This is a genomic window from Buttiauxella ferragutiae (assembly GCF_022637515.1).
GTDB classification, from domain to species: domain Bacteria; phylum Pseudomonadota; class Gammaproteobacteria; order Enterobacterales; family Enterobacteriaceae; genus Buttiauxella; species Buttiauxella ferragutiae.
In genome coordinates this window covers 2,583,383-2,606,824 of sequence record NZ_CP093332.1, presented here as the reverse complement: position 1 = coordinate 2,606,824, position 23,442 = coordinate 2,583,383, and the positions used below count along the sequence as shown (strand labels likewise).

Annotated in this window: 23 protein-coding genes; all 23 read right to left on the bottom strand. The window is 49.7% G+C overall.

What is annotated here, in order from left to right; genetic code table 11:
- Positions 1–12 precede the first annotated feature (12 nt).
- Positions 13–690, bottom strand: a complete 678-nt coding sequence (gene pgmB / locus MNO13_RS12025; protein WP_064546458.1) for a beta-phosphoglucomutase — start codon at positions 688–690, stop codon at positions 13–15.
- Positions 687–2,969, bottom strand: a complete 2,283-nt coding sequence (locus MNO13_RS12020) for a glycoside hydrolase family 65 protein (RefSeq protein ID WP_232885824.1) — start codon at positions 2,967–2,969, stop codon at positions 687–689. The genes pgmB and MNO13_RS12020 overlap by 4 nt, the downstream gene beginning before the upstream one ends.
- Entirely contained in the window at positions 2,966–4,006 is a 1,041-nt protein-coding gene (locus MNO13_RS12015; RefSeq protein WP_064546454.1) for a D-glucoside 3-dehydrogenase, read from the bottom strand. Before MNO13_RS12015 ends, MNO13_RS12020 begins: the two co-directional genes overlap by 4 nt.
- Before the next feature lie 13 nt (positions 4,007–4,019).
- Complete coding sequence (locus MNO13_RS12010; protein ID WP_232885823.1) at positions 4,020–4,808, bottom strand: 3-dehydro-D-guloside 4-epimerase; 789 nt, start codon at positions 4,806–4,808, stop codon at positions 4,020–4,022.
- A gap of 154 nt (positions 4,809–4,962) precedes the next feature.
- Positions 4,963–6,012: a D-guloside 3-dehydrogenase gene (locus MNO13_RS12005; protein WP_232885822.1), complete on the bottom strand. Its 1,050-nt coding sequence runs from the start codon at positions 6,010–6,012 to the stop codon at positions 4,963–4,965.
- A 78-nt stretch (positions 6,013–6,090) separates the two neighbouring features.
- Complete coding sequence (locus MNO13_RS12000; RefSeq protein WP_064546447.1) at positions 6,091–6,936, bottom strand: carbohydrate ABC transporter permease; 846 nt, start codon at positions 6,934–6,936, stop codon at positions 6,091–6,093.
- Positions 6,933–7,805, bottom strand: a complete 873-nt coding sequence (locus MNO13_RS11995) for a carbohydrate ABC transporter permease (protein WP_064546445.1) — start codon at positions 7,803–7,805, stop codon at positions 6,933–6,935. Before MNO13_RS11995 ends, MNO13_RS12000 begins: the two co-directional genes overlap by 4 nt.
- Positions 7,806–7,824: 19 nt before the next feature.
- Positions 7,825–9,117 (bottom strand): ABC transporter substrate-binding protein, encoded by a 1,293-nt coding sequence (locus MNO13_RS11990; protein ID WP_064546443.1) that lies wholly within the window; start codon positions 9,115–9,117, stop codon positions 7,825–7,827.
- 15 nt (positions 9,118–9,132) lie between these two features.
- Positions 9,133–10,818 carry a sugar phosphorylase gene (locus MNO13_RS11985; RefSeq protein ID WP_232885821.1) on the bottom strand — a complete coding sequence of 562 codons (1,686 nt, stop codon included), beginning with the start codon at positions 10,816–10,818 and terminating at the stop codon, positions 9,133–9,135.
- A 262-nt stretch (positions 10,819–11,080) separates the two neighbouring features.
- The gene (locus tag MNO13_RS11980) at positions 11,081–12,241 is read right to left on the bottom strand and encodes an MrpH family fimbial adhesin (protein ID WP_162302976.1); all 1,161 of its coding nucleotides are present in this window, start codon (positions 12,239–12,241) and stop codon (positions 11,081–11,083) included.
- A gap of 81 nt (positions 12,242–12,322) precedes the next feature.
- The gene (locus tag MNO13_RS11975; protein ID WP_241940034.1) at positions 12,323–13,480 is read right to left on the bottom strand and encodes an MrpH family fimbial adhesin; all 1,158 of its coding nucleotides are present in this window, start codon (positions 13,478–13,480) and stop codon (positions 12,323–12,325) included.
- An 11-nt stretch (positions 13,481–13,491) separates the two neighbouring features.
- The gene (locus tag MNO13_RS11970; RefSeq protein ID WP_133521532.1) at positions 13,492–14,040 is read right to left on the bottom strand and encodes a fimbrial protein; all 549 of its coding nucleotides are present in this window, start codon (positions 14,038–14,040) and stop codon (positions 13,492–13,494) included.
- Between the two features lie 10 nt (positions 14,041–14,050).
- Positions 14,051–14,611, bottom strand: coding sequence for a fimbrial protein (locus tag MNO13_RS11965; RefSeq protein ID WP_241940033.1), 561 nt, complete (start codon positions 14,609–14,611; stop codon positions 14,051–14,053).
- Positions 14,608–15,108 (bottom strand): pilus-assembly fibrillin subunit, encoded by a 501-nt coding sequence (locus MNO13_RS11960; protein WP_064546434.1) that lies wholly within the window; start codon positions 15,106–15,108, stop codon positions 14,608–14,610. Before MNO13_RS11960 ends, MNO13_RS11965 begins: the two co-directional genes overlap by 4 nt.
- Positions 15,109–15,130: 22 nt before the next feature.
- Positions 15,131–15,850, bottom strand: coding sequence for a fimbrial biogenesis chaperone (locus MNO13_RS11955; RefSeq protein WP_241940032.1), 720 nt, complete (start codon positions 15,848–15,850; stop codon positions 15,131–15,133).
- An 83-nt stretch (positions 15,851–15,933) separates the two neighbouring features.
- A complete protein-coding gene (locus MNO13_RS11950) occupies positions 15,934–18,408 on the bottom strand; it encodes a fimbria/pilus outer membrane usher protein (protein ID WP_121813549.1) in 2,475 nt (824 codons plus the stop codon).
- Positions 18,409–18,579: 171 nt separating this feature from the next.
- Complete coding sequence (locus MNO13_RS11945) at positions 18,580–19,182, bottom strand: fimbrial protein (RefSeq protein ID WP_157092949.1); 603 nt, start codon at positions 19,180–19,182, stop codon at positions 18,580–18,582.
- A gap of 61 nt (positions 19,183–19,243) precedes the next feature.
- Positions 19,244–19,777 (bottom strand): fimbrial protein, encoded by a 534-nt coding sequence (locus tag MNO13_RS11940; RefSeq protein WP_241940031.1) that lies wholly within the window; start codon positions 19,775–19,777, stop codon positions 19,244–19,246.
- 920 nt (positions 19,778–20,697) lie between these two features.
- Positions 20,698–21,288, bottom strand: a complete 591-nt coding sequence (locus MNO13_RS11935) for a tyrosine-type DNA invertase (RefSeq protein ID WP_064546426.1) — start codon at positions 21,286–21,288, stop codon at positions 20,698–20,700.
- A gap of 448 nt (positions 21,289–21,736) precedes the next feature.
- A complete protein-coding gene (gene pspD / locus MNO13_RS11930; protein WP_237932609.1) occupies positions 21,737–21,967 on the bottom strand; it encodes a phage shock protein PspD in 231 nt (76 codons plus the stop codon).
- Between the two features lie 74 nt (positions 21,968–22,041).
- Positions 22,042–22,401 carry an envelope stress response membrane protein PspC gene (gene pspC / locus MNO13_RS11925; protein ID WP_064546422.1) on the bottom strand — a complete coding sequence of 120 codons (360 nt, stop codon included), beginning with the start codon at positions 22,399–22,401 and terminating at the stop codon, positions 22,042–22,044.
- Positions 22,401–22,628: an envelope stress response membrane protein PspB gene (gene pspB / locus MNO13_RS11920; RefSeq protein WP_064546420.1), complete on the bottom strand. Its 228-nt coding sequence runs from the start codon at positions 22,626–22,628 to the stop codon at positions 22,401–22,403. The genes pspC and pspB overlap by 1 nt, the downstream gene beginning before the upstream one ends.
- Positions 22,629–22,689: 61 nt before the next feature.
- Positions 22,690–23,361, bottom strand: a complete 672-nt coding sequence (gene pspA / locus MNO13_RS11915) for a phage shock protein PspA (protein ID WP_064546418.1) — start codon at positions 23,359–23,361, stop codon at positions 22,690–22,692.
- Positions 23,362–23,442 lie beyond the last annotated feature (81 nt).

Sequence of the window (23,442 nt, the reverse complement as noted above, 5' to 3'; positions counted from 1 at the left end):
TTGTTCCTTTTTTCACACCGCGTGTGCACTGTGTTTGGTTAACCAGAATGTTTGCAAAAGTGGCCAGTTCAATTCTGCCGTCGTCGGCAGAAGCAAATCGGCGTGTTCAAGCCCCGAGCCAACGCCTACCGAGAGCATGCCGCTGGCGTTAATCGCCTCAATTCCCGCTTGTGCATCTTCAATGCCAATACATCTGGCCGGTTCGACACCCAGCCCTGCACAAGCGGCAAGGAAGATTTCAGGATCGGGTTTTGAATGCTCGATTTGGCTGGCGTCCGCGCAGAAATCGAACTGACCTTTAAGCCGCAACGCTTGCAGAATGCGTGGCGCATTCAAGGAAACAGAAGCCAGCCCGACACGAATATGCTGGTGGTGAAGTTCTTCGAGCAACGCCGCAATTCCCGGCAGGATCGCCGCAGGATCGAGGTGCTGAAGTGACGCGACATAGAGCGCGTTTTTACGCTCGGCAAGTTTGATTTTTGCCTGGCTGTCAAAACGCAGCTCTGCTCCCCCGCTGCGCAAAATGCGCGCCAGGGAATCCATGCGGCTGATACCTTTGAGCTGCTCGTTAATCCGCTCGTCGATCTCAATACCAATTTCACCAGCAACCTGCCGCCATGCCAGGAAATGCAAATGAGCGGTGTCCGTCACCACGCCGTCTAAATCAAAAATCACTGCTTCAGGTTTCATAGTGGTGTTCCTTTTGTGGTACCGCTCCCAGTTAAATGTGTGAAAAAATCAGCCAGCGAAAAAGTTGCAGCCCTCGTGATTTGCAGCACGGTGTTACCAAGGTGAAGATTGATCGGTTTTTCGGACGATGAAGTCACGCTCAGCTGCTGGTGAGTTAACGTCAGTTGGATGCGCACCCCTTGCCAGACAAACGGCAGCGAGATGGATTGCCACTGTTCGGGCAAACATGGGTTCAGATGCAGTTCTCCACATTCCACGGTTAGCCCAGCAAAACCCTGCACTGCACCGAGCCAGATTGCGCCGGTCGCGGCGGCGTGAATGCCGTCGTCACAGCTGTGCGGTTCATCACCGAGATCGATAAGACATGCCTGCTGCCAGAATTGATATGCCTGTTCACGGCGTCCACAACGTGCAGCAATGACGCCATGAATGGCTTTGCTGAGCGAAGAGTCGTGAATGGTGCGCGGTTCATAGTAATCGAGATTGGCTGCCAGTTGGGCTGGCGTAAACTGCCACGGCAACATGTAGGCCAGCATCACCACATCCGCCTGTTTAAGGATTTGCATCTCGTTAACTTCAGCGCGTGAGTAATCCAGCAAGATAGCTTGAGTGCCCTGCTGCTCTTTATAGCTTGTGAGATCAAGGGTCGGTTTGCTGAAGAAGCTGTCGTCTTGCGCAATAACATGGTCTTCACGGGCTTCAGGCAACCAAATACGTGCAAGGAAACGATCGGCCTGGCGGATGAAATCGTCGTCCGGTAACGCAAACTGCTGTAAATAGTGCCTGGCTCGTTCAACGTTGTGATACGCCAGATAGTTGGTATAGGCGTTGTTATCAACATGCTCGGTGTACTCGTCTGGCCCAATGACATCGTGCAGTTCCAGCCTGCCATTAGCCTCAACTGCGCGGCTCATCCAGAAACATGCGGTTTCAAGCAACAGCGCCACTCCGCGTTCACGCATAAAGCCATCGTCGCCGGTGACTTGATAATATGCGTCTACCGCCCAGGCAATATCTGCCACCAAATGGTGTTCAGCCACGGCTGAGGCGACTTTCTGGCGCAAGCCAGTACGGATATTAATTGCCGCAAACTCTGGTGTTTCTTCTTCCCCGGACCAGGCGCTTTCCCACGGGAACAATGCGCCCTGCCAGCCATTTTTGCGCGCTTTCGCCAGTGCGCCCGCGAGGTTATGCCAGCGATAACTCAACAACTGGCGAGCGATTTCTGGTTGCGTCATCAGATGGAATGGCAGCAAGAACACTTCGGTATCCCAGAAAACATGGCCTTTGTAGCCTTCGCCGGTCAGCCCTTTCGCCGCAATACTGCATTTCTCGTTATGCGCGGGGGTCATCGCAAACAGGTGATACAACGCAAAATCTAACGCAATTTGATCCTGGCTATTTTGGCTTTCAAGCTGCACACCGCTGCGTTGCCAGTATGTCTCCCAAACCTGGTTGGACTCGGCCAGCAGTTGCTCATAACCCCGTTCCACACACTGCATCAGCTTGTTCAACGCCTGTTCGCTGCAACTGGCTGCGTGGTAGTCGCTATCTAACGAGCTGGTAATCCAGTTGGTTTTCACCAACTCGAATGTCTGGCCTTTTGCTACCTTGCCGCTACAGTGCTGGGTCAGACGGCGGTTCTTCGCATAAAAGCTGCTGCAACTCTCCGCTGGCAAGGCACAGAAACTGCTAATCACCACTTCATTGCTGCCGTCCAGAGTGCGATAACAACCCTGTAAATACCGCTGTTCAAAGACCCGGACACTGGTTTCATCCAGATGCTGACGGCCCGAATTAGTTTGGGTGGCATCAATACCGGTGCTGATGGTGACCCGCGCATTGTCGTCGAGCGGCGTAATAGCCACACGCGTGCACAACAACGAATGCTGTGCCGCCGACAGGAATCGCTGGCACACGATCTGATAACGTTTACCGTTTGGCGCATGCCACACCAGGCTGCGACGCAGTTCTCCACAAGCCAAATCAAGTTCGCGATGATAATCAGTCACCGTCCCTGAAAGCAGGGTAAATATTTCGCCATCCAGTTCGATGCGCATTTGCAGCACATCAGGCAAATTCACCAGTTCGGTGGTTTCTACGGCTGAACTGCGATGATAAAACCCCGCCAGATACATACCGCGAGTCTGCTCGGTGTAGGCTTCTTCATGGCAGGCCCGTAGCCCCAGATAGCCATTTCCAGCGGCCATTAAGGTGGCAAATTTATTCAGCGTGTGTTGGCTAAATTGCAGGTCTTGCAGTCGGGTAAGAGTGCTCATAAATCGATGCTCGCTCCTGATTCCGCTGCGCGATAAATCGCCGCAACCAGTTGCTGAATAAGGTAGCCCTGCTCGGCATCCGCGATGCTGACTGGCTCACCAAGAACATGATCGACAAACGCCTGCATACTTTTGAAATGGCGCTGGCTGTCAGCGGTTTCTCTTTGTGACAACGTCACCAGCTCTCCAGCTTCATCCTGGTAGATATGCGCCGGGAACAGCGTGGCCCCCGCGTTTACCCCACAGAATTCCACATTCATCACCGATTGCTGGGCAATGTTCAGCGCAAACGAAGTTTCAAGACGCAGGATACCGCCGTTGTGAAACTCGATAGTGGCGAACAGCGCATCTTCTACGGTGTAGGTTTTTGGGTCCCACTCACCGAATTGCCCGCTGTGTTTACGGGTGCCAAGCTTCTGGAACGAGTGCGCCGATACCCGCCGCACCGCCGGAAAACCGAGCACATACATTGCGGCATCGAGCATATGAATACCGATGTCGATAAGCGGCCCGCCGCCCTGTAACTCTTTATTGGTGAAAACACCCCAGCCCGGTACACCGCAGCGGCGCAACGCTTTAGCGGTGGTGACATAAATTTCACCGAGCGTGCCGGCAACCACTTGCTGGCGTAAAAACTGCGTGTCGCTGGCAAAACGGTGGTGAAAATCGTAGGCCAACACTTTCCCGGCTTTGCGGGCAGCATCGCGCATTTCAGCCGCTTGCTCCGGCGTCATGGCCGGTGGCTTTTCACACATCACATGGCAGTTGTGCTCCAGAGCCTGCATCACATGTTGATGATGGAAACGGTTCGGCGTGCAGACGCTGACAATGTCGGGCGCACATGTGCGATACATTTCATCTGCATCGCTGAAGGCATGTGGGATACCGAGTTTGTCTGCCAGCGCCTGCGCACGACCGGTGTGGCTATCAACGACAGCCACCAGTTCCAGTTCACTTCTTGTCAGGTAATACGACGCATGGACGGTTTGGGCGACCTGCCCGCCACCGATAATAGCCACCCTGAGTTTTCGACTCATCTCACGTTGCCTCTTAGCAGGTACGCAAAAATTGCAACGACTGTTGGTACGCCGCCGCCGGATCTTCCGCGCGAATGCGGCCTTCGTAGACGATGTAACCGTCATAGCCATCCGCGCGAAGTTGTTCAAAATGCTTTTTGAAATCGATGCTGCCGCTGCCTGGCTGGTAACGATGGTTGTCGGCAATATGCACATGACCTAGCAGGTCGCGGTTAGCATGAAACGCCGTGCTGATGTCGTCTTCTTCGATATTCATGTGATAGAAATCGCCGATGATTTGCGTGTGTTTTAGCTGGTTTTCTTCGATATACGAACGCGCATCGGCCAGAGTGTTGATCATATGATCCTGGTAACGGTTAAGCGGTTCGAGGTAAACCGTGGTCCCGGTACGTGCCGCGACTTCATCCAGATAACGCAGCGAATCACTAACCGCTTTACGATCCCCTGCCAGGCTGCGCGGTGAGTTCATTGGCGGCAAGCGAAACGTGAACATGCCCCATGCCGCTGGAACCACAATCCCTTTGCCTCCCACTTGCGCCAATGCTTCAAGAATGCGGGTAATTTGTTGCAGGCCATTCAAACGACGCTCTTCAATAAAGTCGCCAATCCAGCCATCGTAACCGCCACATGCGGTAGTGACCGGCAAACCAGTAGCGGCAATCGCCGCTTTCACTGCCTGCACATTTTCGACAAGCAGTTTGCCGTCGATTTCGAAGCCATCTAAGCCCATCGCTTTGACGTATTTGAATTTTTCCAGAATATCTGCCGGGAAAAACGCCTGATTTTGAGTACCGATTTTCATGATTTATTCCTTAATTATTCCTGAAAATATTTCCCTAAGTATTTCGAGGTGCAGAAAGGCGGCAAGAGAGTAAATCCCCTGGAGCTTACTCAAGTAAGTGACTGGGATGCACGAAAGCAGCCAACATATCTGCAACTTGAAAGACGACGGGAAATTAGAAGGTTACGCCCATCTTGATGCTCAAATCCGGATGCTTATCGACATACTTCATGTAGCTTTCGGCGCTGTCATGGAATGTCACTACCGGGTCAATCAGGTCTTCGCAGTTCAGATAACCGTTCATCAACAGCTCCCAGCAGGTTTGTTCAATACGCTTACGATCCCAGCGCGGATAGTCCGGATTTGGTTCGCTGCTGCCGCGGGAAAAGACGATTTTGGCGTTATTGAAGTGAGCTTCGCGACCCAGGTTGAAGTCATGGAAAGGTTTGGCAAAAGCGACGTAAGAGATGGTGCCGCCGTAGGCGATACCGCGCAGTGCGGCTTGCAGCGCCTGGTCGTTGCCGCTGGTTTCGATAATCACGTCCGCGCCAAGCTTATTGGTGATCTTTTTGATTTCCAGGCCCACGTCGGTGCCAATCGGGTTCAGGCAGAAATCTGCGCCGTGACGTTTGGCTATTTCACAACGATGCGCAATAGGGTCAACGCCAATCACGACGGATGCACCAGCTTTTTTCGCCAGTTGAATGGCAATTTGGCCAATAGCACCGAGGCCAACGACGACTACAAAATCCCCTACCCGCACATTGCCATCGCGCACACCGCTCATGGCGAACTGCGCCGGATCGTAGCAAACCGCATTTTTCCAGCTCGCTCCGGCAGGCATTTTGCGCAGTTTGTAGTTGTTAACGCCGTTGGCGATAACCGTTTCCTGTAATGGGCCGTAAGTGCAAACCTGGTCGCCCATTTGATATTCGGTGACGTCAGCACCGCATTCGATGACTTCACCGACGACCATATTACCGAGCTGGAATTTGCCAAATTCAATACCACGGGCTGCACCTTCTGCGCGTGGCACAAACATATTCCATTCCGTCGAAAATTCTTCGTCGATAAACGGGCTGGCGGCGCGGAAATCCACCACTTCGGTGCCGTGTTTTGGCGCACCGAAGGCCACTTTGATTTTCACTTCGTGTGCCTGTACGGCACGATCTTCATAGTCCACTAAGGCCGCGATACGCGGTGCGGTTGCGACTAACTTCTTCATTTTTAACTCCAGTAATTAAATGTTGTGGTGGATGACGCAGCGCTTATCCACCCTACAAAACAGTGCAAATGAACCTGCTTAACCTTTAACGCCGCCTGCAGTCAGGCCGCTTTTAATAAAGCGTTCGGAAAGTGCGTACATCACTACCACTGGCAATGCAGTCACCAGCGAGGCCGCCATCATTCTTCCCCACACGTAATCCGGGGTGCTGAACAGCGTGCTTAAGCCAACTGGCAGCGTGAAGTTTGCCGAGCTGGAGAGGAAAATAGAGGCAAACAGATAGTCGTTCCACGCCACCATAAAGCAGTAGACGAATACCGAAACCAGCCCGGAAATCGCCAGCGGCACGGTGATGTAGAAGATGATTTGCAGGCGGTTTAAGCCGTCCATCATCGCTGCTTCTTCTATTTCATCCGGAATGGTGTCGAAGTAGCTTTTCAGCATAAAGACCGCAGTTGGCAGGGTCTGCGTCACCATCGTGATGATCAGCGCCAGTTCGGTATCGTAAATCCCCAGTGCGGTGATGATTTTGAACAATGGCACCACCAGCAAAATGCCGGAAAACATATACACCGCGTAGAAACTGGCGTTGATGGTCATCCGCCCTTTAAAGCGCAATTTGGAAAGTGCATATGCGCCCAGGATGCCGATCAACACCGCAATGGCAGAGGAAGTCAGCGATACCACCAGGCTGTTTTTGAAGTAGGTCAAAAACGGGAAGATGGTTGGGTTAAAAATGTCGATGTAATGCTGCAACGTCCACTCTTGCGGGAAGATGGTCGGATGCAACGAGATGGCCTCTTTCGGACTTTTAAACGAAGTCATCAGCATGACAAAGAACGGGAATAGCGTGATTGCCAGGAACAATGCCAGCCCAGAGTAAAAGCCCACGCGCCCTAACAGTTTGCGATGATTAGCGGTCATTTAAGATTCACCCGTTTTCTGGTCAGCAAGATGACGGCGAAGATAATGACGAACAGCACCACGGAAATGGCGGCTGCTTTTCCTAAGTCATTAAAGGCAAAGGCCGTTTTATAGAGATAGACGCCGAGAATGTTGACCTTGGTGGTTAACAACCAGACATCCGCAAACATGTAGAACATCCAGATGGTGCGCAGCGTCACCACCGTTGCCAGTACCGGCATAATGGCTGGCAGCGTGACAATTTTGAATTTCTGCCAGCCGTTCGCCCCGTCCATTTCAGCCGCTTCGTACAGCGATTTGTCGATGGTCTGCAAAATCGCCAGGAATGAGATAAACGCATATGGGAAGTAGCGCCAGATGGCGAACAGCACTACTAAAAAGAAGCTGCTGCCGGGGTTGTCGAACCACAACGGCGCTTCGTTGAACAGATGCAGCATGTCGACGCCGAGATAGTTCACGATGCCGTAGCCGCTGTTAAACATATATTTCCACGCGAACACCAAAGAGATTGACGGTGTCACGTAAGAAAGGATCACCAGCGAGCGCGCTGTTTTACGTAACCGAAACTCGCGGTTAAAGAACAGCGCCACGCCCAGCCCTAACCCTGTACTGCCAAGAACTACCAGCGCGGTGTACCAGAACGTGGTCCATAGCGAGTGCCAGAACGCCGTATCGCTCAGGATGTTGAGGTAATTTTCCAGCCCGATAAACCGCGAGCTGATGTTCGGGTTAAGCGGCAAGCGCAAAAAACTGATTTCGATGTTCGATAGCATCGGCCAGGCCACTAATCCCCCCAGCAATAACAAGCTGGGGGCGAGTAGCATCATGGCAAATGGCATATCAGAGCGGCCTGAGAACCACTTCTTCATAGTGACTTATCCTGTGATTTCAGTGTTGTTTCATCAATTCGACGATGCGCTGCTGGCTGTTATCCAGTGCCGGAGCGGTGGCTTGTTTACCCACCGTGACCTGGTTGACCATTTCACTCAAAATGGCTGAGCCGGTGATGTCGCCCATGCGGGTAAAGTTTTTCTCCCCCACTGAGCCAAAGACCTGCACGTTCGGGAATTGGGCAATCAGTTCGGCGGGAAGCGTGCCAAAGGCTTTGATTACCTCGTTATTTTTGTAGCTGTCGGTTTGTGCGACGGCTTTAGTGACCGGTAATGCCGCACCAGGTGACATCAGCACCCAATCAGCCGAGTTCTGCGCAGTCTCCATGAATGAGATAAATTTCTGTGCCGCTTCGGTTTCTGGCTTGCTTTGCCCGGCGGTAATGGTCAGCGAGGTGATCATGCCGTACACCGCCGGGGATTTTTCCGTAGGCACTACGAAGCCGAGATCCTGCGGTGAACCGTCTTTATAGAAAGCTGGCAAGATGTAGGTGGAATAAACCGCCATCGAGGTGGTGCCATTCATAAAGGCATCTTTTATTTCCATCACATCGTTGGAACCTGGCATGGTGTACTGCGCCAGCTCGCGGTAATAATTGAGCGAGGTCAGCATTTCAGGTGAGTTAGCGGTGACGTTTCCGGCAGCATCAAAGACGTTGGCACCATTTGAGAGCGCGAATTGCGAGAAGGTTTGTTCGGTCATCACGCTTTCAGCCGTGGGCAGCGCAATACCGTATTTCTTGTGGGCGCTATCGGTCATGACGCGCGCCGCGTTGAGCAATTCCGTCCAGTTGGTGGGTTCGTTCACTCCGGCCTTCGCCAGCGCGGATTTGCGATACCAGATGCCGCCCAACCAGGCGCTGATAGGCACACCGGTAAAAGCACTGCCGTCTTCGGTGCGCACCACGCGTAAAATGCCATCGTAGAAACTACTTTCGCCGACGCCTGAAATCACGGTTTTGATGGCATCACGATCGATAAGCTGCTCTTTATCCATCACTTTGGCGTAATCGTGGCTGACTTCGATAACCTCGGGCAGCGCGCCGGAACGTGCCAGGGTGATCACTTTGGTGTTATAGGCGTCTTCTTCGACAGGCACCTGCTTAACGATGATTTGTGGGTTTTCCTCGCTGAAACGAGCGATCAATTTGGTGATGACCGCCTGGCGTTCCTGTTCAACCGACGAATGCATAAATTCAATAGTGACCTGCTCAGAATCGTCTTGCTTACATCCTGAGAGCAAAGCAGCGGCTACCAGTGCTGTTAACAGCACTGCTTTTTTCGTTTTCATGGTTATTCCTTTATATTAATAGCTAAGCCACAACACCTGATAAGGTTGTATTTCGTAAGATTGCTTTCCGTTAATTTTTATACCGGAAATTAAATCCTGAATATTATTACCTGGCAGAGTAATCTGTTGGCGATGATGGCTCAGATTGAATAATGCCGTAACATGATTTCCCTCTTTCGAGGTTCGTTTTATTTCTAACACACTGCCATTAATGCATTGCGTAATAAAACTGCTGTCAGGATGGAATGCCCGGTGATTTTTACGAACATTGATCAGATGAGATAATTGTTTATACACTTGCTGGCGTAAACTATTTTCATCCAGCAGCTGGCTTTCAATTGCATGCCGTTCATATTTCTGACGGTTGATAGCGCGGTTATAACCCAGGCGCTCGACTCCGGCTTCATCATTACGTGACCCCAGAATACTTTGCACGTAAATGGCAGGGACACCCGGAAATGCAAGCAATATGGCATGAGCCAGGATAAATCTGGCCAGACGTTCCTCATCACTGCTATCCCGACGGTTTAGCGCATCCATATACGTGACGTTTATTTCATAGGGGCTGCGCGTACCATCAGGATTATTTTTCCAGTTGACTCGTGCGCCTTCATCCTGAAGCTGATTCACCAGCTGTAAAATATCTTCTTCCGGTAATATTCCGCGCAACGGATTGAGCCCAATGCCGTCGTGGGAGGCGAGGAAATTAAACCATGTCGTATTGCCATTTGTGGCATCAGATAAAGAGTTTGCCCACTGGCTTAACACCTGCGCAGAACCGGTATGGATCGCGTGTAACACCAGCGGCGGCAAAGGGAATTGATACACCATCTGGGCTTCGTCATGGCCGTTACCCAGATAGGAAATATTGTCTTTGTGCGGGACATTTGTCTCGGTAATCAATACGGTACCAGGTGCTACGGTGTCCACAACCGCACGGAACAACTTCACCAACTGGTGGGTTTTTTCCAGGTGAATACAGTTCGTGCCAATGGTTTTCCACATATAGCCCACCGCATCAAGACGGATATAATCGGCTCCCTCTTGCAAATAGCGCAGCAGGACATCGACCATAGCCAACAGCACCAGTGGATTGGCAAAGTTGAGGTCGATTTGGTCATCGCTAAAAGTGGTCCAGATATGTTGCTGCGAGCCATCAGCCAGGGTAAATGGTGAGAGTAATGGCAGCGCGCGCGGACGAGTAACCTTGGATAAATCTGTCCGCGGTTCAACAGAAATAAAGAAATTCTGATATTCAGGATTTCCCGCAAGATATTCTGTGAACCAGTGGCTTTTTGCCGATATATGGTTGCAGACAAAATCGAACATCAGACTGGTTGATTTATTTAATTGTGCGACGTCCTGCCAGTCACCACATACTGCATCAACCTGATGATAATCAATAACCGAAAACCCATCATCAGATGACCATGGGTAAAAAGGCAGTAAGTGGACGTGGGAGAAACTATTGGCTAGCCAGCGATGATAAAAATCATTCAGCGTTTTTAAGGTTTTTTCATTTTGTTGATGAAACTGATCGGCATAGGTGATAAGCACCACATCACGCTCATCCCACCCCTGCTTGCGGGTTTTCAGATTCGTATCTTTGGCCTTCTTTACCCTGGAAATAAAAGTATTAATGACTGATTCATCTAACGGGTCATCATAAATAGCGGATAGTAATTCTATAATTTTTTTCATTTTGATTTTCTCATGGGAGCGGTACCACGAGAAGCGAGACTACTCCCGCTTTATTTTTCTGTCAACGCGAGGAAAGCTGAAGGTTAATAATTGTGAGGTAACGCAAATTAAAATGAAAAAGCAGGAAGGTAACGGTACAAGAAGCCCCAGTTCGGTTCCAGAATGAACAGAACTGGTTTAAGCGCACTGCCAGCAACATTTTCTGTGGGCGGCCTGAGCGAGTTTCGATTCGCCGACCGCGTCCACATCTGGCCTGGCCTGATTACAAGATATTGACGATTGCCACCGCAGAACCGGTATAGGAACCGGGTAGTAAATCAGAACCGGCTTGTAACTCAGATTGTAAATAAAAAGTGGTTGCCCCATTGACTAATGCAGCCCCGGTTAATGTTCTTGCCCAATCGGTTTGATTTAACGATACAGACAGATAACTGCTTAAACCCGGACCTGGCCCCATATTAACCACCGTATAGGGATCATGAGTGTTATCCATACCCTGGAGAGTAATATCCACGGTGGTTTCACCATCACAGGTGATAGCAAATGACTCTTGTTTTATATTTCTGTGTGCGTTGTTATATAAAACATTGCCATGTGACAAGGTAATATCTGTTGATGATAAAGAACAAATAACATCTGGGTTACCAGGTTCGCCGGTATCATCAATGCGGATATCGAGCGGTAAATAAATCGTTTGTTTGTACTCAGGTGTTCCTGCTGGGTTTGTCGTCCACCAATTATTGGCACCCGACATAAACCAGGTACTTGTGCCCGCGAGTAGTATTGGAATGCTAACGGTGTAATTACCCGGCTGGATATTCAGTGCATCAATTAACACATCAATTGTTTTGGTTATTTGAAAATTACCATTACTCGTCACCCCAATCATATATGAACCCTGATAAGAGCGTATGGTTTCAATGATTCTCACTGCACCGGGATCGGTTTCATTCACAATCCTCATCTCTTGTGTTCCGCTGCCGCCGCCTTCCGGAGATAAATAGGTTTTCAGGGTCCCACCACCGACGCTCACATCCTGTGTACGCCCTTCAACAATATGCCCTTCCATACAATTTGATTGATAATCGGGAAGGACACCGGGCGGAAGACTATTTGGTGCCCAGTTAAAATTATTCAGCGAGTTATCATAATATTTAGCACCTTGGTCCATACTAATATTTAATGTTACCCGATATTTTCCCTGGCCGGCTGTGTTACCCATCCATTCTTGTCTTTCTATATTCACATACACCCCAAAATCATCAGAGGTTCCCTTCCACCAGGTGCCTGTCGCATCAACCAGATTGCATTCGCCCGCTGTCGCTTGAACCGCACTGCCCATTCCAATAATGAGGAGCATTAAACGCCATAACTTCATACATTTATAGGGGCTGGAGGACGATTTTCTACCTGCGATGATCACGCTTTTATCTCCTGAAATACAAACTCCGTGAATGCGCGATTCTGGCAAACAACAGACTGTTAAGTGAATAGATGAAAATAACTAAATGATATTTACAATAGCTACAGCTGAACCCGTATAGGAACCAGGGAGGAGATCAGAACCGGCCTGTAAATTAGATTGCAAATAAAAAGTGGAGGCACCATTTATTAATACCGCACCCGCCAATGTCCTGGACCAGGTTGTTTGATCTAACGACACAGACAGTTGACTGGTTAAACCTGGACCAGGTCCCATGTTGACCTCTGTATAGGAACCCTGAGTGTTATTGTTACCTTGAAGGATAATGTCTACAGTGGTTTCACCATCACAGGTAATAGCGAATGACTCTTTTTTGATATTCCCTTGTGCATTACTGTATAAAACATTTCCGTGAGAGAGTGTAATATCCGTTGCAGACAAGGAGCAAATAACGTCTGGATTACCCGGTTCACCGGTGTCGTCAATACGAATATCCAGCGGCAGGTAAAACGTTTGAGTATAATCAGGCTCTCCTGCCGGATTGATCTCCCACCAATTATTGGTACCTGACATAAACCATGAACTTGCCCCAGCAGTTTGCAATGGAATACCAACCGTGTAATTTCCCGGTGATATATTTAGAGCATCCACTATGACATCGATAGATTTTGTTATTTGAAAATCACCATTATTCGATACTCCGACCATGTAAATACCCGGCGGAGTCATTATTTCTGCGATTGGCCTAAGGGCTCCTGGATCGTTTTCATCCACGATCCTCATTTCTTGTGTTCCGCTATACTCCCCCACAGCAGCCAGATACGTTTTCAATGTCCCGCCACCAATGCTCACATCCTGGCTTCGCGCATCAAGAACAAATCCTTCCATACAATTTGACTGATCCATCGCGAGAATACCGTCTGGTAGAAGATTCGAATTCCAGATGGAGTTATTAAATGAGGAGTAATAATTTTTACCCCCTTGGTTCATCAAAATATTCAAAGTGATACGGTATCTTCCTTGACCCACTGTATTGCCAATCCATTCCTGCCGTTCGACGTTTACATTAACACCGTGGGTGGACGTTCCTTTCCACCACATCCCTCCCGCCCCCCTCAAATCGCACTCCACTGCGAAGACCTGAACCGAGCCACTCATCCCAATAATCAAAACCAGTAAACGCCAAAACATTAATCGGTTATTTATGAACTTTCGCACCCTGCTGCTTACATTTTTCACGGGCTTTTCTCCTACAGATAACTGATGCTCATCGTCGCCGTGGCACTGAAGGCACCCGCTTCCAGACTGCCTCCTTGCTTGTACGGCACCGCGGTCAGAGTGAATTGGCTGCTGGCGGTGCCATTGCCCGTCCAGCCTTGGGTGAGTGGATAACCATAGCCGTTACTGCCACCACCCAGTGTTAAAGGGAAACTGCTGTTCACTCCGTTCCCCTGGTACAATGCCACGCCGAGGATGTCGGCATTGCCTCCGGTCGCATCCGTTTTCAGCACATTAGTAGGCGCGCCAGTTAGCTGCGAACCGGTTACCCTGACATACGCGGCTCCGCTGTAATAGGTACAGCTGACGGGCACGGTGATGGATTTGGCGTAGGCCTGGCCATCCACCTTTTGGGCGTCCATATCGCCAAAATCCACGGTAATCAGACTGTCGCCGTTAACCACGCAAGGCGGGATGTAGATTTCGCTGGTGATGGTGATATTAATGTTTGCTCTTGCCGTCGTTGCGCTGAATAGTATTCCTGTCAACAGCAGCGCAGATGCGATTTGCCTGGTTTTCATCACCATCACCTCACTCATAATTCAGCACAAAATTGGCCTGCGCACTGTAATCGCCAGCGACGACACTCTGGTCAGCCAGAGCGTCCGGTGTGGCTTGTACCACCGCTTTAAAGTTCAGCACGATGGTGCTGCTGTCTAACTGAGTACCCGCCCCCTGGTTATGCGGCTCACCGAGCTTCAGTGGTGAAGTCCCGTCAACGTCCAGTATTCCCACCGCCAGTTTTCCGACATTCGGCCCGGTTCCCATGCGTAACCAGTAATCTGACTGGCTTCCCATGTTGGTTTCCCGGACGCCATCAAACGTCAGTTTGACCACGCTATAAAGCGTGGTAGTGGTGCAGTTATTCAGCTGAATGGAAAAATTCTCATCCGGGCTGCGTCCTGGTGGATATTGAAAATCCTTGAGCGGCCGGTCGCCAAATAGCACGGTTTGCCCCTGGCTTTCTGGTGCTAGTTCACACGGGGATTCCCACAATACCCCTTTGAATTCCATAGGCGTTTCAGCCAGGATTGGCGTCGAAAATATAAAACCCAGCCCGAACAGCACCGACAACTTATTGATATTGATCATTCATACTCCAGACTCAGGCGCAGCAGCGCACCCTGCAACAGCATGTGCTGGCTCAATTTATAGGTCAGTTGGTTATCTCCGGATCGCAATGCCACCGCTTCTTCTGGCAGTTGAAGTTCTGGATACATCGGCTCTTCGCCATCAACCGAATCCTTCAACAATGCACTGCGGATAACATGGATGGGTGCCGCATTGTCTTCACTGGTCACGCCACCTTCACCACAACCTGTCAGTGTCAAATTCACCGGGACGACCCCGCCGACAACCGGAGTCCATGAGGTTTCCTGGGTTTTCAGAGTACAGGGAGAGGTGACTAGTGTTCCGCTGACAGCCAGAAAACCCACCTGACCATTACGCTCATTCACTTGCTGATGATTAGATTCATCAGGGATGAAAATTATTTTTTGGGACTGAACTTCGGCTGCCCGCGCCGCACTGCTTATCGACACCGCAGATATCAGTGTCAGCCCCATAATTATCAGCGTGTTTGGCTTCATTCCCCGCTCTCCTGGTTGATAATTACTTATCCGTTTCCACCGCAGTACAGCGGTTGCTGCTGCACTGGAACGTCAAGGACGGGCGGCCACCGTAATCGTTGATATAAGTCAGAACCGGCGCGTTGTAGTTACCCGCTTTCACACTTTGCGATGACTTAGGTGCCAGCATGACCGCTTCGAACTTTCCGACCTGTGTTTGTTTGGCCCCTTCACCAATGCCAATCACCGTGATGAAATATGGCGTCGGGTTTTCTATGCGGTAGCCACCGCTTTCTTTGGTGAGCACCAGTTTGTCCTGCCACACCGCATTAGGTTTAGTTTTGATTGATACCGGGCGGTAGAACAACTTCACACGTGTCTGTAGGGCGATTTGTAGCGAGTTAGCTTTTTCACTACGTGGCGGAATTTCCCGCAAATTGAAGTAAAACAGCGATTCACGATCCTGTGGCAGCTTAGCGATATCCGGAGTGGTGGATAAACGCAGCAGGCTTTTTACCCCAGGCTCAAGGCGCTGGACTGGTGGCGTAACGACTATCGGCCCGGTGGTAATTTTGGTTTGTTTGGCATCTTCTAACCACGCCTGCGCCAGGTATGGTAATTGTTTGTTGTCATTAGCAATATTCAATGTCATCGACTTATCGCCGCCATTAAAAATGACCCGCGTTCGGTCCAGCGAGATGGCAGCGTGAGCGCCAGACAAGGTACTCAAACATAAACCCACTACCGCTGTTGTTTTCATCATCGTGTTCACAATCTGATCTTCCTTACTGTGTTAATTCGGGTTACCGCCACCGCGGGTAAAGCGGTGTGTTATTGATAGATTTGTCAGGCCTTTTCGTTCTGACATGGCAATAAAAGTTGCTGTTCAGGTGGCACAGTTTCTGGCAATGCGATACTGCACTGCTGCTGACCGTCCCAACCGACTTGCAGTGTTTCGCCTAACGCCACACCGCTGAGCCAAACCAGACCTTCGTCACTGACCATTCCAACTTCGGTCCCTTTGGTATTGGTGACGCTTGCGCCAAATGGCGGCACCGTGCCGTCTTTTCTTTTCACCACCGCAAACAGTTTCGCCCCCTTCAACACCCCGAATTCCCGGTACCCAATAGCCCCTTCAGTCAGCACGGATTCCACCACGGAGCGTGTTGCTTCCATGTCTTCCGGGAGTTTGTTCAAATCAATGCTGGTGGTATTGCGGTAATAGCTACTCATCCCAGTGACGACCCCGGTTCCCCAACGGTTGGTGGTTACCCTTCCGCCATTGACTGGCACACCGGCAACCCCTTCGGTGTCAACCAACAGACGCGTTCCGCCGTTCGTCCCACCCGCATGCAGAGCGGCACCTTTCGCGGTAAGCGTCGCCCCGCCTGAAAGGTTCAGACCGAGCGAGGTGTAATCGTTGCTCACCCACGCAAGGTTGGTTGAAAGGTTGGCCCGCGTTCCCGTATGGCTGTAGTAGCCATTGAACTGTCCGTCCGTCGATTCGCCGCCCCCGGTGTTCACACCCGCATTAATGCTGTAGTTATCCAGGCCCTTATTGAGCGAGTTGCTGTACCCGGCAGTCTGGCTCACGCGCCCTTCCGTGGTGTTGAGGTTATAACTGGCTGTTCCGCCGCCGCCCGTCGGGATCGAGATGCGGAAATAGAGTGAGTCATTGTCCTCATCGTAATAACGCGATCGGGAGGCCGACAGGCTCATCGATATGCCACGAAAATCGCCGATGTCCATGTAGTGGTTGATACTTAGCGTGTAATAGTTGGACTGTTTAGTGTCATCCCAATAAGTCTGGTGGCTAAGTTGTAACCCCACAGAGGTTCGGCCATTTTCCCCGAGGCTTTTGTTCAGCGTGGCGGTATAGAGTTGCTTTTCACGGCCAGTGAAGTCATCACGATATCGGGCATCCAGATATTGCTGCATGCTCATGTAATCGTTTTCGGAGAAACGGTAACCGGCAAAGTTAATGTCTGCGTTAGCCTCATCAAAGCGTTTGGAATAACTCATCCGCCAGGATTTCCCTTTCATGGTGCCGTGCTCGTCATCAAAATTGGCAATCGACTGCGTAAGGTCGGTTGATAATGTGCCTAAGGCGTTCATATCACGACCCAAACCGATAGCTAAGGCGTTATAATCATTACCACTTATGATGCCGCCACCATATAAAGACCAACTGTTGTTGATACCCCATGAGGCTTCGCCACTGACAAAGAACGGCCCTTCCAAATCATGCCCGTTGGTGCGTGACTTCCCGCTAATCAGTTTGTATCGCACTTGTCCTGGACGGGTCAGATACGGAACGTAGGCGGTATCCACCTGGAAGGTTTTCTTCTGGCCGTTTTGTTCGATGACTTCGACATCCAGTCGCCCACGAATCGAGCTATCCAGATCCTGAATCGTAAATGGCCCGGCAGGCACCGTGGCGTCATATAAAATGCGCCCCTGCTGCGATATGACTACGCGCGCATTGGTTTCTGCCACCCCTGAAACCTGCGGAGCATAGCCACGTAATTTAGGTGGCAACATGCGATCATCACTTTCCAGACTCACGCCGGTGTAGTTCCAGGCGCTGAAAATATCGGAGCTTATGTAATTTTCGCCTAACGTCAGGTTCGCTTGTAGCTTCGGGATGGCGCGATACAGGTACACGCGATTCCAGTCAAACTGATTGTCATCGCTCTCACCATCAACCTGGGTAATGTTTCCCTGGTAGTCCGCGCGAAGACGCCAGGGGCCAAAGTTGGCTCCTGTTGTACCGTTGAAGCTAAAATTTCGCGACTCTTCCCGTTCCTGTGGTTGCGTGACCGTGGCGTTAAGGTTGTAATCCAGCATCAAGCCTGGAATACCATTGTCCCAACGTGAAGGTGGCAACCAGGTTGCATCGGAATATTCAAGCCAGGCTTGTGGCATATTGATGAGTAGCGTTCCATCGGACAGATCTGCCTGTATTTCAACCCCTGGTAGCTGGCTAAAATCCGCGCATTCGGTTTCGCCAAAGGGTATCCAGAGCAACTTACCTTGTGAGGTCTCCGTTAATCCCATTTGTGCCACTATCTCGCGCGTCAGGCAGGCCTGAGGCAAACTTTTCTTATCCCCTTCCTCGACGGTTTTTTTCAGCTCAGCAAACGTCACCGGAAGAGTGGACGAACTCATTGATTGTCCGTTGATGACCACCTGTAATTGGTACTGGCCGGGCATGACATAGCCTGCCTGAGAGAAGCGGCTAACATTGATATTCTGACGGTCGGAGGCATCCAGGACGTCCGTGTTAAATTCGACAGCCTCGGCATCGCGAATGGTTAACATCAACAGCACCGGCGCAATCGGGCAACAGGATAAATAGGCTGTGAGTTTTCGATTAGTTAACATGTTGTCATCGCAAATAATCTATTGATGAGCCAAAACCCCGTGAACCTCTTCCTCCTTATTGAGATAAGGAAAATGTATCGGCGAAACGAACTCGGCCACAGAAAGTCATTACTCGTAATCCACCTTCAGACGTACCACTGCGTAGTAATCACCACCGCGCAGGGGCTCGCCATTGCGTATCAACCGCAGAGCGTACTGAAGCCGCTGTTCACTGCCTTTTAATAATTGAGGCGGCATCGCCTTACCGGCAAACGCCCGGTTTCCCTGGCTATCGAGGATTTGTAATTCCACACCTCGAGCTTGCCCCAACACGCCAAATCTATCCGGGGAATGTCCACGCAAGCCGTCAAAGGTGACACGCACTTGGGAGTCCGGCAGTACGGCATCCGGTTTTACATCGTCCTCACTGGTCAGCTCACAATTCTCTAGCCCGAGGTAAAAAATTTTCTCAGGTCCGGGAATACTCGCCTGCATGTCTTTCATGCGCGTGGTTCCCATCTCAATGACTTGCCAAACATCTTCCATACCAAGCGTGCAAGCTGGAGCGATAATCTGACCGCCAAAATTAGCGCTTCCATGCCACCAGACACCTTCTGGCCCCTGGTATTCTGGCGCGTTCTGACTGGATGACTGGGTCGAAGTTGATGTTGCCAATGCCCCTTCCGACAGCACTATCAGCAGTGTCAGCCCGCAGAGATATTCCCTGAGCATTCCGCCTCCTTCGCGTGGCTAACAAAAACGGGACAACCCCGAAGGGCTGCCCCGAAAAATTTTACTGATAAGCGAGGGTAAAGTTGGTCACCGCGGTGAAGTCACCTTCAGCAACGGCGCCACCAGTCGCCATTTTTACCCAGCTGGCGTAACGGAGGGTGTTATTGCCATCACCGATAATCTGTGGGTTACCCGGCTGGCCAAATACCACATCGCCACTCGCTGGGGAGTTAATGATGATTGCAGTGCCGGTATTACCGGTTGTGCCCAATTCTGTTGGTGCGGCAGGAATTGCTGCACCGTTGAATGTGACGGTTACGGTTTTGTCGACCAGGCTTGTTGGGTCACAATTTGTCAACAGGATGTCAATATCACGCAGTTCCGAGATGCCGCCGGACGCAAGATGCGTTTTGGAAATCTGACCAAAGTCTATGGTCTGGTCTGCTGATTCAGGCGCAATGCTACAAGCTGCATTGATTACGGACCCGGTGAAGTTCACAACACCTTCGCCACCATTGGCAGCCTGAGCACTGAAAGCCACCAGGGACAAAGCTACTGCACTCGTTAATGTTGTGAAGGTTGTTTTAAAGCTCATTTCTCAATTCCTTGATTAATAATGAATAACATTCGTTATCGCTCACCCGAACACCGACTCGTTAAAAACGGAACGAGTGAAGTCAACTTGCCGGTGTTCATAGCAAGGCAGAGCGATGTGGATTCTTTTGTTATTTTTTGCCTTCCAGGCGGGGTAATTCTTACCTTCAGGCCGAGTTGGGATTGACAATTAGTTCCAATTTGACAAGTCCAGCCCAAGAGTCCAGAAATGTACGAAAAAGCAGTCAAATAAACTGATTTTAATTTTATTTGTGATTTTTAATTCTTCATGTGGTGACAAATAAGACACGGAAAATTGAGGGTGAGAAATGCCTGGAGTAATATCATGAAGAGGTCTTGTGACTTATCGTTATAGTCAAAAAATTTCCAATACATTGTTATTTAAAAATAAATAAAAACCTCCATTGTTATTTTAATGTAAATGCTAGATTCTAGTTTCGTTATTGAGCGGACTTGTCAAATTGGAACTAATTGTCTACTTTTCAGTTTTCAATCAACAGGTAAATGCACAAGAAACCACCCTCAACCCACCGTATATTATTCACACAGAGAATATCGCGGAAATTAATCACGCCTGAATGAAACCAATAAAACCACATTATTTTATTTGCCCAGCCCAATCACTCAGATAATTTTCTAAGCTTATAATCATGATTAAAATAATTAGCTATAAATTGCACTTTTTAATTGCATGGTTTTTTCTTCAGCCGCACTAATCACTATCATTAATTAATATAAAAATGGGCCTTTGTTAGAATAGTCACTAAGTATAAATTAAAGTCAGGAGATGTACTTTTCGAAAAAAGAGGTTATTACTGGTTATTTCACACAGGCAAGAATGCGCCAGAAAGCATGGGGCACCGCTCCATTGATAGGCTACTGGCACATGGGTGATATTTATCAGGAAAGAACTAATAGCTTGTTTCTGCGCATATTTTTCTCTTTCCAAATCCCCTCAAAACGCGCCGCATTGCTGGCGGTATAACGTACCGTGTGGCGGATGTTACGATGCCCCAGATAGTCCTGTATTAAGCGTGTATCAATCCCGTTGTCTGCCATGGCGAACCCACAGGCATGGCGCAACATGTGAGGATGTGAACATAACGGCAGTCCTGCTCTTTTCCCCAGCGCATTGATAATGTTGTAACCCTGTTGACGTGAAAGAGGTTTACCATTTCGTGAAATAAACAGTGAATCATCATCCAGCGAGGCCCAGTTCTGGCGGGTGTTAAGCCATAACTCAAGCAGGCTCACCTCACAAGGAATCATAGGATGAATGGTTGAAAAACCATTCTTCAGACGGTGAATATTGAGCGTCCGTGTCGGTAAATCAATATCTGACAGCCGCAGTTTTAACAGTTCGCTGATGCGGAATCCGTGAAGATAACACATGGCTACCATGCAGCGATTACGTTCGGGATTCAAACCTTGTTTGGCCGAATCAAGCAGGCGTTGAACTTCATCGGTAGTAAGATAGTTGCGTTGGGACATAGCATGACCTTATTGTTGACAACCGAATGCTTTATAAAAAACGCGACATATTGACTCGCTTTTATGGTGAGGGATTAGCACAAACGATGGAGCCAATCCTATTATGTCGATACTTCGCTCATTGATTTTAAAATAAAAAAATCCGCAGCTTATTTTGGTAAACTCCAAAAGCTGTGATTATTTTAACAAGCCATTTTATTATAGTTGAAATCTTACAAAACCCGTCTGGCAAAATCCTTTTAGCCCGAGAAATTATCCATAAATCTAGCTATCGATATGTATTAATGAGTTACACAGTATAACCACAGGCTATGGATTATTTCACGCAATATAATCGACAAAGTTTTCCTGTGAACCGTTTCATGACAAAAGTTGTGAGGCTGGGAAATTAAGAGGTGACGAGTAAACGCTGCGGGAAGATTAGCTATCTTCCCGCAAGGGTGAGGATTTAAAGCGGGGATGTACCATTAAAGCGAGCCGAAACCTTGCGCAACAGACGAGCAAGCATCGGCTCAAGTGTTAGCACCAGCAGCATTTTCAACGGACGACGTGCTACGGATTTTATCGCCCATCCCGCGACGCCCGCAGGGCCATAACGCAGAGCGGCCAAAAACACGAGTTTACCGATAATTTTCAGGCCTGGTTTTGCCTTATTGGCAGTCGTCTGGAATTTGGACATGTGTCCTCCTGGGGGAAATAGTCAGCCATATGCCCTCACCCCGGCCCTCTCCCACAGGAGAGGGAGAAACCGAGTTAAAGCTGGCGGAAACGGCTACGTAACGTGAAGGTATCAGAGGTTATATAGCGTTCCATGGAACGCAAACGCTGCTCGCCCGCCGCCAGTTGGGCGTCGACTTCGTCGAGCAAATCTCGGTTGGTCGGTTGCGGCTTTTCTTGCGAAGCCCCCGCAGGCATTGGGTCAAGGATAAAGGTCAATGCGATGTAGGCCACCAAAACAAAGAAGAACAGGCCAAATACCATCGCCAAAACAGTAATCAGGCGTACCAGCTTCACAGGCACATCAAGGTATTGTGCGATACCCGCGCACACCCCTTTCACCATCCCTTTTTCTGGGATGCGCCACAGTTTGCGACCGGAAATTGATTTCACCATTATTTATCTCTCCAGTTCGGATGTTCAGCATCAAGGATCTGTTCCAGCGTCTGAATGCGCTCACCCATACGTCGTGCTTCATCAGTCAGTTGCGCCAACCGCTGTTGTTCGCCCTGAGAAAGTTGCCCGCCATTTTCGGCACGGTTGTTGTAGTGCAGCCACAGCCAAATGGGAGCGACGAACAACACAAAAATCGTTAATGGGATGGCAATAAAAAGCGCGCTCATGTGTACTCCTTACAAGTCAGCCTTGACTATGGCGCCGTTTCCCGACGCCGCAGTCAGTTAATTACCCACGATCCTGGTTGTTCATTTTAGCTTTCAGCGCCGCCAGTTGTTCGCTGATTTCGTCGTCAGCTTTCAGTTCAGCAAACTGTGAGTCGAGGTTTTTCTGTTTGCCAAAGCTGTGGCTTTCCGCTTCTGATTCCATTTGGTCGATTCGGCGCTCAAAGGATTCAAAACGGGCCATTGCTTCGTCGATCTTTCCACTGTCTAACTGGCGACGAACATCACGGGAAGAAGAAGCGGCCTGATGACGCAGTGTGAGTGCCTGCTGGCGCGCGCGGGTTTCGCTGAGTTTGTTCTCAAGCTCACCGATCTCTTTTTTCATACGCGCCAGTGTTTCATCAACATGTACTACTTCATCTTCCAGGGTAGCAATCATGTCGGTCATTTTTTGCTTTTCAATTAATGCCGCACGCGCCAGATCTTCTTTATCTTTACGCAGCGCCAGTTCCGCTTTTTCCTGCCATTCAGCTTGCTGTGCCGTCGCTTGTTCTACACGACGGGAGAGCTGTTTCTTTTCGGCCAGCGCACGCGCAGAAGTGGAACGCACTTCAACCAATGTATCTTCCATTTCCTGAATCATCAGGCGTACTAGCTTCTGCGGATCTTCTGCTTTCTCAAGCAGCGAGTTGATGTTGGCATTCACGATGTCGGCAAAACGAGAAAAAATACCCATAATTCAATCCTCTTTAGTCATTATTTCAGGTGCCTGGCACCCTGCACGAAATGAATATTGCAAGTGATGTGCCAACTTTTT

Bases quoted from the DNA above. Each gene is read 5' to 3' on its own strand.
- pgmB (WP_064546458.1), bottom strand. From the start codon at position 690: ATGAAACCTGAAGCAGTGATTTTTGATTTAGACGGCGTGGTGACGGAC.
- MNO13_RS12020 (WP_232885824.1), bottom strand. From the start codon at position 2,969: ATGAGCACTCTTACCCGACTGCAAGACCTGCAATTTAGCCAACACACG.
- MNO13_RS12015 (WP_064546454.1), bottom strand. From the start codon at position 4,006: ATGAGTCGAAAACTCAGGGTGGCTATTATCGGTGGCGGGCAGGTCGCC.
- MNO13_RS12010 (WP_232885823.1), bottom strand. From the start codon at position 4,808: ATGAAAATCGGTACTCAAAATCAGGCGTTTTTCCCGGCAGATATTCTG.
- MNO13_RS12005 (WP_232885822.1), bottom strand. From the start codon at position 6,012: ATGAAGAAGTTAGTCGCAACCGCACCGCGTATCGCGGCCTTAGTGGAC.
- MNO13_RS12000 (WP_064546447.1), bottom strand. From the start codon at position 6,936: ATGACCGCTAATCATCGCAAACTGTTAGGGCGCGTGGGCTTTTACTCT.
- MNO13_RS11995 (WP_064546445.1), bottom strand. From the start codon at position 7,805: ATGAAGAAGTGGTTCTCAGGCCGCTCTGATATGCCATTTGCCATGATG.
- MNO13_RS11990 (WP_064546443.1), bottom strand. From the start codon at position 9,117: ATGAAAACGAAAAAAGCAGTGCTGTTAACAGCACTGGTAGCCGCTGCT.
- MNO13_RS11985 (WP_232885821.1), bottom strand. From the start codon at position 10,818: ATGAAAAAAATTATAGAATTACTATCCGCTATTTATGATGACCCGTTA.
- MNO13_RS11970 (WP_133521532.1), bottom strand. From the start codon at position 14,040: ATGAAAACCAGGCAAATCGCATCTGCGCTGCTGTTGACAGGAATACTA.
- MNO13_RS11965 (WP_241940033.1), bottom strand. From the start codon at position 14,611: ATGATCAATATCAATAAGTTGTCGGTGCTGTTCGGGCTGGGTTTTATA.
- MNO13_RS11960 (WP_064546434.1), bottom strand. From the start codon at position 15,108: ATGAAGCCAAACACGCTGATAATTATGGGGCTGACACTGATATCTGCG.
- MNO13_RS11955 (WP_241940032.1), bottom strand. From the start codon at position 15,850: ATGATGAAAACAACAGCGGTAGTGGGTTTATGTTTGAGTACCTTGTCT.
- MNO13_RS11950 (WP_121813549.1), bottom strand. From the start codon at position 18,408: ATGTTAACCATTCGCGATGCCGAGGCTGTCGAATTTAACACGGACGTC.
- MNO13_RS11945 (WP_157092949.1), bottom strand. From the start codon at position 19,182: ATGCTCAGGGAATATCTCTGCGGGCTGACACTGCTGATAGTGCTGTCG.
- MNO13_RS11940 (WP_241940031.1), bottom strand. From the start codon at position 19,777: ATGAGCTTTAAAACAACCTTCACAACATTAACGAGTGCAGTAGCTTTG.
- MNO13_RS11935 (WP_064546426.1), bottom strand. From the start codon at position 21,288: ATGTCCCAACGCAACTATCTTACTACCGATGAAGTTCAACGCCTGCTT.
- pspD (WP_237932609.1), bottom strand. From the start codon at position 21,967: ATGTCCAAATTCCAGACGACTGCCAATAAGGCAAAACCAGGCCTGAAA.
- pspC (WP_064546422.1), bottom strand. From the start codon at position 22,401: ATGGTGAAATCAATTTCCGGTCGCAAACTGTGGCGCATCCCAGAAAAA.
- pspB (WP_064546420.1), bottom strand. From the start codon at position 22,628: ATGAGCGCGCTTTTTATTGCCATCCCATTAACGATTTTTGTGTTGTTC.
- pspA (WP_064546418.1), bottom strand. From the start codon at position 23,361: ATGGGTATTTTTTCTCGTTTTGCCGACATCGTGAATGCCAACATCAAC.